This window comes from Flavivirga spongiicola (assembly GCF_030540825.1).
Lineage (GTDB): Bacteria > Bacteroidota > Bacteroidia > Flavobacteriales > Flavobacteriaceae > Flavivirga > Flavivirga spongiicola.
The window spans coordinates 3,208,560-3,221,674 of record NZ_JAUOEO010000001.1 but is presented as its reverse complement, the minus strand read 5'-3'; the positions used below and the strand labels follow the sequence as shown (position 1 = coordinate 3,221,674).

At 32.0% G+C, this 13,115-nt stretch carries 10 protein-coding genes; 2 read left to right on the top strand and 8 right to left on the bottom strand.

Annotation, left to right across the window (positions count from 1 at the left end):
- Window positions 1–15 precede the first annotated feature (15 nt).
- Window positions 16–2,247 carry a S9 family peptidase gene (locus Q4Q47_RS12910; RefSeq protein WP_303307067.1) on the bottom strand — a complete coding sequence of 744 codons (2,232 nt, stop codon included), beginning with the start codon at window positions 2,245–2,247 and terminating at the stop codon, window positions 16–18.
- A gap of 151 nt (window positions 2,248–2,398) precedes the next feature.
- Between Q4Q47_RS12910 and Q4Q47_RS12905 the strand changes: the two genes are divergently transcribed.
- On the top strand, window positions 2,399–3,721 hold the full coding sequence (locus Q4Q47_RS12905) for a hydroxymethylglutaryl-CoA reductase, degradative (RefSeq protein ID WP_303307066.1): 1,323 nt from the start codon (window positions 2,399–2,401) through the stop codon (window positions 3,719–3,721).
- Window positions 3,722–4,657, top strand: coding sequence for a GYDIA family GHMP kinase (locus tag Q4Q47_RS12900; protein ID WP_303307065.1), 936 nt, complete (start codon window positions 3,722–3,724; stop codon window positions 4,655–4,657).
- Between the two features lie 304 nt (window positions 4,658–4,961).
- Here the strand turns inward: Q4Q47_RS12900 and Q4Q47_RS12895 are convergent, their stop codons facing one another.
- The 7 genes from Q4Q47_RS12895 to Q4Q47_RS12865 form a co-directional block, all read right to left on the bottom strand.
- Window positions 4,962–7,085 carry a peptidylprolyl isomerase gene (locus Q4Q47_RS12895; protein WP_303307064.1) on the bottom strand — a complete coding sequence of 708 codons (2,124 nt, stop codon included), beginning with the start codon at window positions 7,083–7,085 and terminating at the stop codon, window positions 4,962–4,964.
- Between the two features lie 384 nt (window positions 7,086–7,469).
- Entirely contained in the window at window positions 7,470–8,759 is a 1,290-nt protein-coding gene (locus Q4Q47_RS12890; protein ID WP_303307063.1) for a hemolysin family protein, read from the bottom strand.
- A complete protein-coding gene (locus Q4Q47_RS12885) occupies window positions 8,760–8,954 on the bottom strand; it encodes a hypothetical protein (protein WP_303307062.1) in 195 nt (64 codons plus the stop codon).
- A 68-nt stretch (window positions 8,955–9,022) separates the two neighbouring features.
- Window positions 9,023–9,580, bottom strand: a complete 558-nt coding sequence (gene lptC / locus Q4Q47_RS12880; protein WP_303307061.1) for an LPS export ABC transporter periplasmic protein LptC — start codon at window positions 9,578–9,580, stop codon at window positions 9,023–9,025.
- Window positions 9,580–10,962: a hypothetical protein gene (locus Q4Q47_RS12875; RefSeq protein ID WP_303307060.1), complete on the bottom strand. Its 1,383-nt coding sequence runs from the start codon at window positions 10,960–10,962 to the stop codon at window positions 9,580–9,582. The genes lptC and Q4Q47_RS12875 overlap by 1 nt, the downstream gene beginning before the upstream one ends.
- A gap of 18 nt (window positions 10,963–10,980) precedes the next feature.
- Window positions 10,981–12,297, bottom strand: a complete 1,317-nt coding sequence (locus Q4Q47_RS12870) for a hypothetical protein (protein WP_303307059.1) — start codon at window positions 12,295–12,297, stop codon at window positions 10,981–10,983.
- On the bottom strand, window positions 12,294–13,025 hold the full coding sequence (locus Q4Q47_RS12865) for a type III pantothenate kinase (RefSeq protein ID WP_303307058.1): 732 nt from the start codon (window positions 13,023–13,025) through the stop codon (window positions 12,294–12,296). Before Q4Q47_RS12865 ends, Q4Q47_RS12870 begins: the two co-directional genes overlap by 4 nt.
- Window positions 13,026–13,115 lie beyond the last annotated feature (90 nt).

The following is a 13,115-nucleotide window of genomic DNA, read 5'->3' as shown; positions in this document are numbered from 1 at the left end:
AAATTTATAATTAGTTTATCCTTTAATCTTTATTTCTTTTACTTCGTTTTCTTTTTGCTTTTCTATTTTATCACCAAGTTTATCATTGATAAAATGTGTCATTTTTTTAAACAAATGCAATCTGGTATTACCACCGTAAATCCCATGGTTTTTATCTGGATATACCGCCCAATCAAATTGCTTATCTGCCTGAATTAATGCTTCTGCTAAACGCATGGTATTTTGTAAATGCACATTATCATCACCAGACCCATGAACTAATAAAAAGTCCCCTTTTAACTTATCGACATGATTTATAGGAGAATTATCATCATATCCACTAGCATTTTCCTGAGGGGTCGTCATATACCTCTCAGTATAGATAGAGTCATAAAAACGCCAACTACTTACAGGCGCCACTGCAATAGCCATTTTAAAAACATCATTCCCTTTAAACAAACAATTACTACTCATAAAACCACCATAGCTCCATCCCCAAATTCCTATCCTGGATGCATCAATATATGGTAGTTCGCCCAATTGTTTTGCAGCTGCTATTTGGTCTTCTACTTCGTACTTTCCAAGTTCATTTTGAGTCACCTTTTTAAACGCAGCACCTTTTAATCCTGTTCCACGACCATCAACACATACAATAACATAACCTTGCTGTGCTAAATGCTGAAACCAATAATCATTCGCGCTATTCCAACTATTTGAAACAGATTGCGAACCTGGTCCGGAATATTGAGTCATAAATAATGGATATTGCTTTGATGCGTCAAAATCAGCTGGTTTAATCATCCACATATTAAGATCATTTCCATTAACATGAATGGTACTGAATACTTTCTTAGATGTTTTATAGTCTGAAAGGTTTTGTGATAATACATCATTATCTTTTATACTTTTAATTAAATTTCCTGAAGCGGCACTATTTAAAGTATATTCTGGTGGTGTAGAAGCACTTGAAAAGGTATTAATGAAATAAGAAAAATCAGCACTAAAAGAAGCATTATTGGTGCCTTCGCTTTTTGTTAATCTTGTTTTATTGCGTCCATTCAATTTAATGGCATATACATCTCGATTAATGGAACCATTTTCAACCGATTGATAGAAAATTTTATTTGTCTTTTCATCATAACCATAATAATTAGTGACTTCCCAATTTCCTTTGGTTATTTGATTAATTAGTTTCCCATTTTTATCATAATGATAAATATGATTAAACCCATCTTTTTCACTGGTCCAGATAAAGCTATTGTCCTTTAAAAAGGTTAGGTTATCTGTAACGTCTATGTAGGCAGTATCTTTTTCAGCTAAAACTAAGTTTGATGTATTATTTTTGGCGTTTATCATCCATAGGTCCAATTCGTTTTGGTGCCTATTCATATAATGTGCACTTAAAATATCCGAATCGTTAGTCCATTCTATACGCGGAATATAAAAATCGCTGTAGGCTTTGTTTAATTTAACTTCTTTGGTTTCTTTCTTGTTTAGATCATGAATGTGTAATGACACTGTCGAATTTGCTTCCCCGGCTTTTGGATATTTAAACACTTGTTGCGTTTGGTAAAGGCCTTCACCATAAACATCCATTGAGAATTCTGGCACATTGGCTTCATCAAATCGTATAAATGCTATTTTATTACTTGCAGCATTCCACTCGAAAGCACGAACAAACGCAAACTCTTCTTCGTAAACCCAATCTGTAATCCCATTAATTACAGCATTCTTTTTACCATCGAAAGTTATTTGAGTCGTCTCACCAGATTGCAAATCTTTTACATATAAATTATTAGCTTTTGCAAAAGCAACCTTATTTCCGTCTGGTGAAAATGCTGGCTCTTGAATTTTATCTTCGTCAATCAAAGTTATGGCTCCATCATTTACATTATAAACATAATAATTTCCTAAGGTAGAACGACGAAAAATGGCTGTTTCATTGGTTGCTAGAATCACTTTATTTTCATCACCACTAAAGGTATAATCAGAAAAAAACTGTACAGCCTCCAGTGAACCTGAATTCACTAAAGTTTTAACTTTTTTCAAAGTTTTATAATCGTAAATATCAATAGTTGTTGTTCGTGATTGTCTATCAAAGTTTAAAACAGAATATTGTTGTCCGTTTGCCATAGAATGCAAAACGTCCATTCTTTCCGTTCTAAAGGAACCATTCCAAATGGATTCGAGGGTAATTTCTTTTGTTTGAGCTGATAAAAAAAGTGTTGTAAAAAAACAAATGCAAAAAGACAATCTTGAGAATTTCATCAAAAAAAATATTTATTTCATAAAATGATGTCAAGTTTACTAAAAATTCTGCAAAAAACCGTCATTATTAACACTTAAATAACCTCGCATAAATCAAGGTAATCAATATTCGTATCAAGAGTAGTATCTTTGCATTGCAAATTAACATTTTATGAGTAAATCTATTGCTGGTTTTTCTAAGCTATCTAAATCTAAAAAAATCGATTGGATTGTTGAGACTTATTTTTCTAACACAGAAGATGCGAAACGTATTTTAAAACAATATTGGAATACCGACGAAAAACTACAACAGCTTCATGACGAATTTATTGAAAACACTATAACCAATTATTATTTACCGCTTGGTGTAGCTCCTAATTTTTTAATAAACGACAAGTTGTATACTATACCTATGGCTATTGAAGAGAGCTCAGTAGTAGCAGCGGCCAGTAAAGCGGCCAAATTTTGGTTAGAGCGAGGTGGATTTAAAACGCGTGTTATTTCTACAACTAAAATTGGTCAGGTTCACTTTATTTATAAAGGTGATTTTGAAAAATTAAAACAATTCTTTAGTAAAACAAAGCCTAAGCTTATACAAGATTCTAAGTCTATTACAGCGAACATGGAAAAACGCGGTGGTGGTATTATTGATATTGAGCTACGTGATAAAACAGATGATATAAACAATTATTATCAGCTCCATGCTTCTTTTGAAACGCTTGATGCGATGGGTGCCAATTTTATAAATTCTTGCTTAGAACAGTTTGCTACGACCTTTAAGAACGAAGCATTAATGTTTGATGCTTTCTCTGTGGAAGAAAAGCAAATAGACATCGTTATGAGTATTTTATCTAACTATGTTCCTAATTGTTTAGTACGTGTCGAAGTAAGTTGCAAAGTTGAAGATCTAAGTGAAAATAATGCTGTATCTGGTGAAGCTCTTGCTAATAAGTTTATACAAGCTGTTAATATCGCCGAAGTGGAGCCTTATCGTGCCGTTACGCACAACAAAGGTATTATGAACGGCATTGACGCTGTTGTTTTAGCAACAGGGAACGATTTTAGAGCAGTGGAAGCCGGTGTGCATGCATATGCATCTAGACATGGAAAATATAGTAGTTTAACACATGCTAAAATTGAAAATGGCATATTTACTTTTTGGATGGAAATTCCATTAGCATTAGGAACAGTTGGCGGACTTACAGGCTTACATCCCTTAGTAAAATTAGCATTAGAATTGTTACATAAACCATCGGCTAAAGAACTTATGCAAATTGTGGCTGTAGCTGGTTTAGCTCAAAACTTCGCAGCACTCCGCTCACTTACCACTACTGGCATTCAACAAGGCCATATGAAAATGCATTTAATGAATATTCTTAATCAGTTTGAAGCTAACAATGAGGAGAAGCAAACGATAACTGAATATTTCAAAACAAACGTTGTAACCCACAGTGCGGTTGTTGAAGCGATTAATAAGCTAAGAGTAAAAAATTAAATGAAGTCTTACTACAGTAACGGAAAACTTTTACTTACTGGGGAATATACAGTTCTTGACGGTGCACTTTCATTAGCTGTTCCAACAAAATACGGACAATCTATGCAAATTGAAATCATTACCGAACCTATACTTGGGTGGACAAGTTTAGATGACAATGAGACCGTTTGGTTTGAAACAACTTTTAAAATTACAAATAATGAGATTTCTCACGGAGTTTATCTTGAGCGAAGCCGAAAGGTTCGAAATGACAATACCGTTTCTGAAAGGCTTATTCAAATTTTAAATGCAGCAAAACGACTTAATCCTAATTTTTTAAACACTAAAAACGGGTTCAGAATTACTACTAAATTGGACTTCCCTCGACATTGGGGATTAGGGACTTCTTCTACATTAATAAATAATATAGCACAATGGGCAGGTGTTGATGCATATAAGTTATTAGAAATGACTTTTGGGGGTAGTGGTTATGATATTGCATGCGCGCAGCATAACACTCCTATTACTTATCAATTAATACATGGTAGACCATTCGGTAAACCCATAGACTTCAATCCTCCTTTTAAAGATCATTTATATTTTGTGTATTTGAATAAAAAACAAAATAGCAGAGAAGGTATTAAACATTATAATGCCAATAAAGCGCATTTAAAAACTGTTATTGAGGACATTAACAATATCACTTCACAAATAATGACCTCTAACTCTTTAGAAGATTTTGAAACCTTATTAATACAACACGAAGAAATAATATCCAAACTAACTAAGCAGAAAGCAATTAAAACACTTTTATTTAACGATTTTAAAGGGAGTATTAAAAGCCTTGGCGCTTGGGGAGGTGATTTTATCTTAGCCACTTCTAAAGAAAACCCAAGTCTTTATTTCAATCAAAAAGGTTTTGAAACTGTAATTCGTTATACGGATATGGTATTATAATCCTGAGTAGATTTTCATTTTAATCTATTCTATTCAACATATTAATCATATCTAATCTGGTCGAGCCTTTCGGTTTTAACTTATACTGAGCGAAGCAATCATGACAGGTTAAGTCAAAACCTCATCATTACTTACGGCTTAAAGACCTTTCGACTGCGCTCAAGGTGACACCTAATTAACTTTCGCATACAACAACAATAATCATAAATGATTTAAATTCAAGCTATTACCCAAAAAAAAGGTTTGTAAAAAACAAAAAAGGCCTCGTAAAACGAGACCTTTTTTAAACTTTATTTCTTAGTTCTTATTGAACTTGCGTTTTTGCTCTGTTATCTTCAATTTCTGCAGCTTCTTTTAAAGCATTATACAGTTTCGAGTTAACAACATTTATCTTTTGTTGCTCTACCCTATTTGCAGCAGCTTGGTAACTATCAAGTTCTACAGCTGGCGTTACTTTAGTAACTTGAATCATGTAAACACCGTTTTCTCCATCAATTAATTTTGACGTTTCTCCTTCATTTAGTCCAAAAGCAGTTCCAACAACTAAAGGCTCTCTTCCTGCTCCCGAAATAGTTGGGCTTTTCATGTTTATTGCAGATGCAGATCTCACGGTTGTATTTTCAGCAGTTGCTAAATCTTCAAGCGTTTTAGCAGATACTCTATCTCTAATCATTTTAGCCTTCTTTTCTTTTCTAACAAGAGGCAATACTTTAGCTGTAGCATCTTCAACAGACATTAAGCCTTCTTCGTGCTGGGCAACTAACTGCGCAATCACATAACCATTAGGAATATTAAAACGTTTAACAGCTCCAATTTCTAAATCTTCTTCAAAAGCCCAACGCACAATGGGTCTTTGATTTCCAACACCCGGAATACTCTCATCTAAAACTTTAATACCGTTTACAGGACGTACAGTATAACTCCCTTCTTTTGCTAATGCTTCAAAATCTCCTTCTCTTGCTTTAATTTCAAAGTTTGAGGCATCTCTAAATACTTTTGCAGTCGTTGCTTCAGATGGCTCTATCTTTCTAGTTATGGTTCCTACTTGTACTGCTTTGATTTTATCTGTCTGACCTTCAATTTCTATAATGTGAAATCCAAAAACTGTTTTAACAACACCTAAATCTCCCGTTTTACCTTCAAACTCAAAATCATTAAATTCCGAAACCATGGTGTTATAAGGATGCCAATCGTAACGGCCTTCTTTTTCTACACTTCCTTTGTCTGAAGAAAATTCCTTTACTAACTCTGGAAATTTAGAACGATTAGATTTAATAACCGTTAATAAACTATCGGCAGTTACTTTTGCTTCTGCTTCAGTTTGTGTAACCTCAGGAGCCGCACTTTGAGATCCTATAAAAGGAATTAAAATGTGCCTTACTTTTACTGAATCCGGAATTTGTTTAACAGCAACTACTTTAGATATTTTAAAATGACCATTATCTTTATATGGTCCGTAAACACCTCCTACTTCAAGATTATAAATAGTATCTGCAACAGCTGTTGGCAATCCTGACTTAAACACAAAGCGATTGTCGAATTTAGTATCTGAATTTGTGTTAATATAATCTTCGTTATCCTTAACTTTAGAAAAAGCAACTATGGTATCCTTTCTCCCAGTCTCATCAACAAACCTGCCATTTAAATAAACATTAAGTTCTGCTTTAATAGCATTTTCATCTTCAACAGATGCTACTTCATTAAATTGTATAAATTTAATATCTCTAGATGCATCAACTTCGTATTCTTTTTTATTTTTATTGATATAGTTAGAAATATCAGATTTAGAAACTTCAACTAAACTGTCTTTAATAGCTGCATAAGCTACTTGAACAAACTTGATATCAACTTTATTACCTTCTAATTTATGTTCTAATTCGCCCTCAGCTAAAGTACCTGTTAAACCGGCTTTAACTAAATTAAAATAATTCTGTTGTAGTCCACTTGCCGCAACAGATTTTTCGTAATTAATCCAGCTAGCATAAGCTTGTTGAGAAGTTTCTTTTAAATTGGCAATGTATTCGTTTAATTTATTCTCATCAAAAAGACCTGCCTCGTTTAAAAACTCAGGACTTGTAGCCAAAGATGTTTTTAACAAATCTCTCATTTGATCTTTTTCAACAGAAATACCTAACTCATCATATTGAGTTTGCATGATCGCTTTTCTAACTTCCTGCTCCCATACTCTATTCATTACTTGAGTATTTGTCGCATTTGGTCCAGCTTGTCTTTGTGCAGCTTCTACTTTTTGCATGAAATCTTCACGTGTAATATCTTTACCATTTATAGTAGCAACAATATTTTGTGATTTTGAAGTAAGTGCATCACTGTTTTTAAATAAATCTGCTAATACAAAAGAAAATAACGCCATTGCTATTATTAATATTAAAAATAGTGAGCGTTGTCTAATCTTATTTAAAACTGCCATTTGTAATTTAAATTTTTAAAACCCCTTGCTAGGGTTTAGCTTGTTAAGTTAGTTGTCAATATAACTATAATATCATTTCCACATTAAAATTACCGTAATAAAACGCCTTTTTTCCTTTCTTCTTCAATATAAAAAGAAACCATAGCTAAGGCTATGCTTTAGTTTTCTATTTTAAATAAATAAAAAATCATCATTTTCTTTTACGGTGATTTCAAAATAGAAATGATATAATTGACAAAATATCGTGCGCGAAAATACCATTTTCTATTTAATAATAAAAGCAGAAAGGTGCATTAATTGTATTAAACTTCCAGATTTTCACTTTAATAGGAAAGACACTATAAATGAAACTCCAGTAGATAGCTTTGAACGATTCTTTTCAAATCAATCTTCTTCTAAACGTTTAAGTTCTACCATATCAATTTTAGTATTTGATACTTCTAAAATTGTAAATTGAAACGCCTCAATTTTTACAATATCATTTTGAGCTGGAATCTCTTCGGTATGATTAACAATAAGACCTCCAAGTGTTTCGTAATTTTCACTTTCAGGTAAATTTATTTTATAAGTTTCGTTAATATAATCAACCTCTAAACGTGCAGAAAACTTATGCGTAACATCATCTACAACTTCTTCGATTAAATCTACTGTATCGTGCTCATCTTCAATTTCACCAAACAGTTCTTCAACAATATCTTCAACAGTCATAATACCCGATGTGCCTCCATATTCATCTAAAACAATCGCAATACTTCTTCGTTTTTTTGTAAGCACGCCCAATACATCTTTTATAAGTACTGTTTCAGGTACAAATTCAACAGGTAGCATCATGGACTTAATATCCTTGGGTTTTTTAAATAATTCAAAAGAGTGCACATATCCCAAAATATCATCCATAGTTTCTTTGTAGACCAATATTTTAGTACATCCTGTTTCGGTAAATAGCGTGTTAAGCGATTTAATAGAATCATTAATTTCTACAGCTATAATTTCGGTACGAGGTACCATGACTTCTCTTGCTTTTACTTCGGAAAATTCAAGTGCATTTTGAAAAATTTGAATTTCTGTATCAACTTCCTCGTGTGCTTCAACAGATTCCATTTGTTCGCTTATATAATTACCAAGTTCTACTTTTGTAAACGCTAATTGTATTTGATCGCCTTCTGTTTTAAAAAAATATTTAAGCACAAAATCTGATATCCAAATAACAAAATCTGATATAAAAGAGAATAAGACATAGAACACATAGGCTGGAATTGCCAAGATTTTAATTAATGTGTTCGAGTAAATTTGAAAAAATACTTTAGGCAAAAACTCTGCAGTTATTAAAATAATAATTGTAGATATTACGGTTTGTGTTAGTAAGTTTAAATCGGTTAACATATAGTTTAAAAAACCATATGATGTCGGTAGTATCGTTTGAAACCAATTTACCAACAAGTCTCCCATAAAAAACCCATATATAACCAATGCTATATTATTACCTATAAGCATGGTGGCTATAAACTTTGAAGGTTTAGCAGTAAGTTTTCTTAAAACTTTAGCAAATATACCTGCTTGTTTTTTTTCAATTTCAATATGAATTTTATTTGAAGACACATAAGCAATCTCCATACCTGAGAAAAAGGCAGAAAGAATTAATGATGCAATTATAATAATAGCATAAATGCTCATTTATTTTGAGTTATCTTTATTTTCAAACTTTTTGCTAAATCGGCTTCTAAAGAAAAACATAAAAATTGCCAAGGCTGCTAGCAATATTGAAGGATATACAATTTCACCTGTATTTATATATTTTGCAATAGCATCGTATATAAACAAAGCTGCAAATACGATATAGGCGTATTGAAAAATCTTAGAATATTTCATAGATTATGAATCGTTAATTAATTAAACAAAGATAGTAAAATCGAAAAAGAAATTCTGGTAAGAGAACGTTAATCGTCAAGCGAAATAATTCCAGTTACCTCTAGTACTTCGGCATTTGTAAATTTTGAATTAGAGTCAAAACCGTTGCCATTAATAACATCTTGTTTTGTTGTAAACGCTACGGGAACATTAGTAAACAACCATTCTCTTTTTTGGTCATAATATAACTGTTCTGTCTTTAAAACATTTCCATCATGCGTGGTAATAACAACATGTCCCTGCAAATCTATAAGGTCGGTCTTATCATATACTATCGCATAATCTGAAACCACAGTACTTTTTTTATTTTCCTTATCGAACACATATAATGTAATCCCCCCTGTAAATTCGTTAAAAGGAAAGTCACTATTCGAATAATCAAACATTTTAGCGCTTAAAAGATTTGCTGTCACTCTACCTGAGTCTGTATATTTTAAATTAATATTTTCAGCAATTCCAATAGGTTCATTTTCCGAAACACCAATTTTTTGTACCTGATTAAAATTGTCATTACATGAAAAAAACATAGTCACAGTAATAATTACTGTGACTATGTTCAATATATTATATGTACGTGCTTTGTTCATTAAATTTTTGGCACTGTAACCGAAGCCCCAATCCAACAAGCTATTTTTATGACTTGCCCAGATCTACCTGAACTAAAAATCTCAGCTTTTTGTGGTGCTTTTGCCAAATAATTAGCAACCGATTTAGCAGAATTTTTCTTTTGTGTAGGATCTACACGCGCCGCTTTTCTTGCTTCGTCTGCAGCTAACCAATATACAGCTCTTTTATCAAAGTTAGTAGTTCCGCAGTTATTTGCACTAGCAGCATACATAGCAGCTATTGATAAATATGGACGGCCGTTTGATGGGTTTAACTTTAATGCTTGTCTGAAATAATTTCTGGCTTTGCCATAACTACGTTTTGCTTTTAGTTTTAAAGCTATTCTATTATATAGTTTTGCTTTTTTAAAGTTATCTGTTTCTAAACGAATGGCTTGCTCGTAAAACTTAATAGCTTCATTAGATTTTTTCTGCTTGTCTTTTAATATCCCTAAGTAATAAGCAGAATTAGCCGATGGGCTTAACTCATGGTATGCATTAACCAATTGAAAGAATAATGGATCACCTGTACATTCCTTTTCAGACATTTTTCCTGCTGCTCTTTGCAACCAAACTGCATTATTTTTATTCTCTTCAAAATCTTTCTTATATAAAGGAATTAAATTTTCACAATTAGCTCTATCTCCTAGTTTTTGGTCAATACTTCCAGAAATTAGGTCGTAATTTTTCAAATAACTTTCATAAAACTTTTTATACTTACCATCTTTTTTAGTTAATTCAGTACCGGCATCTTCTTTTTCAATAAGCTTATTAAGTTTTTCTGAATAGTTTTTTACTTCCTCTTCAACTTTCTCTACAACATCGTCATACTTATTAAATAAATCTTTAGCCGGTTTCTTTTTTGCATCATACAAATCAACCATTAAAGAAAAATACGTGTATAAACTTTTAGGATGAGTAAAAGTGGCTCTATCCAATTTAAAAGCAGCATCATAGCACTCGTAAAGCTCTTCATCTGTTTTATTTAATATTTTTCTATTGTCATACATCAATTGACACGCTTTAGCAGCATACTCCCCTTTTTTGGTCTTACTTGCAAAATGTATCGTTCTTTCTTCCCATAATTTTAATAAATCATTAATATAATTTATTTTATCTACAGCTGATGCCTTTTTAATTTTATGGTTTAAAATTTTCTCACCATCAATATAAATGGCATTATTAAATTTTGGACATTTATTTCGTACTACCATCCACGGCTCATAAGCTGCATCATAATTTTTAGCTTTCACATACTCATGAAAAATAGAAAGCTTAGTCATACACTCTTCATCTTGTTGTGCAAAACCTATATTTAAGCCAACAAATAATAATGTGAATAATAATGTAGTTTTTGTTTTCATAATTATAATTTTATGCTGTTAGTCATACTTTCTTTTCTGAAACCATCTATCGTTTAGAGATAAACTTATTCGGAAATTAACAAAATCCTCTTGAATTAAAGAACTATTGGTTGTTCCTCGTTTACCGACTTCAAAACCTAAATTCGCGTTAGAAAAAAGATTCCCTACTGGTAATCCTACTCCAAAAGATATGCCAAACTCATTTATTGATTCGTTATTTATATTTAATCCTGTTTTTTCATAGCGTATTCCTGCTCTATAAACAACCCTTTTAAAGTAACTAGTATAAGAATTATATTGCGGAATATAGAATCCTCCTAAAGAAAAAGTTGAAGCATCTTCATATGTTGTAGAAACACTTGTACTACTATATAATTCATTTGAAAAATCACTAGTCTTTTGAGAGCTGTATTCAGCACCAACAAACCAATTTCTTGGCTTTCCTATCCCAGCCCCTATCGAAAACTTCGATGGCAACACCAAATCAGTTTCTAACAACCCTAGAGCTTCTAAATCAGTTTCTATTCTACTACCAGGAACTTCAAACTCTTGGCCGGATGTATTAGTTGTTATAGCAGAAAATGATCTTACGTTTTTAGATACTAAATCACTTTCTGGTGTATACGTTAAGCCAGAAGAAAGCTCTAAACTCTCAGTTATCATCTTTTTATAAGATAACCCCAAACTAAAGTTTAAACCACTTAAATCAGATCTGTTATTTTCCCGCGACTGATACTGAAGCTGAGTGCCATCACTATCATATAAGTATTCAACCGTACTATTTTGAATATTTCCAAAGTTATATTGAGCATCAACACCAACACTTAACCCATCCATTATTTGGTATCCTAAACTAAAAAATGCTTTGTTAAGGCCACCTTGCCCTCTAAATCTATTTTCAACATCCCCGTTACTGTTTAAAGACTCTAACTTGTACCCAACTGATGTATACGGTAATAATCCAAAACCAAAGCCAAATTTACCCATTGGTATAGATAAAGCTAGGTAATCAAAAGTAGTCGATGACGTATTATCTGTTCCAGAATCACTTTTTAAGTTTATACTGGAATAACTTCCTCCTACCGTAAACTTTATAGGCCTACTTTCATTATTAAAAAATTGTATATTTTTTCCTGCATAAGAAGCAGGATTACGCAAATTAATATGAATACTATCGCTATAAATACTTAAACCACCCATACTTCTATTTTCTACGGTGCCTTTAAATTTAAGACTTCCAATACCATAAAAAGAATAAGGAGAAGCCGTTCCTTCTTGGCCGTAACTGTGAATTGCAAAAACTGCAATAAAAACTAATACAAGTTTTTTTATCATTCGTTTGAGTTAAATTGTAAAATATAGTTCAATCCCTCTAAAAGAAAATTAGAATTGGCAAATATGCTACTTTTTAATTGTTTTGACAAAAAATTAGCGTCGCCTCCTGTTAAAATTACTGTTAAATCTGAATATTTTCGATGATATTCATCAATAATGCCTTCAATTTCCTTTAAAATACCATATACCACTCCAGAATGTATAGACCCATTTGTCGAATTTCCAATGATATTTTTTGGGATTTCTGATTCTAATAACGGCAAATTTACAGTTAAATTATTTAATGATTTATAACGCATTCTAAGCCCTGGAGAAATGGCCCCTCCCATATATTCATTCTTTGCTGTTACAAAATCATAAGTAACACAGGTGCCTGCATCAATAATAAGCACATTATTATTTGGAAATTGTTCAACTGAGGCACATACTAATGCGATTCTATCTACTCCTAAAGTATTTGGTGTCGTGTAAAGGTTTTTAAACGGTAATTTTACATTGGCATCTAAAATCATAACATCGAAAGATTTACTAATTGCCTTAATATCTGCTTTATTTAGTTTTCCAACCGAAGAAATAATTGCCTTTTTTATTGAAGTGTACTTCTCTTTTAAACTATTGATACCTTCTAAAACAAGATTTAGCTTCACAACTTCTTTGTGATTAAGCGTACCTCCCTCAAAAACAGCAAGTTTCACAAAAGAATTCCCTACATCTATTATTAAATTCATCCTTCTTTTTAAAAAGTTTAAATTTACAAAACGAGTGCCAAATAATTATTCATTTAACATATAATATTAATTACAAATCAGTTATACCAA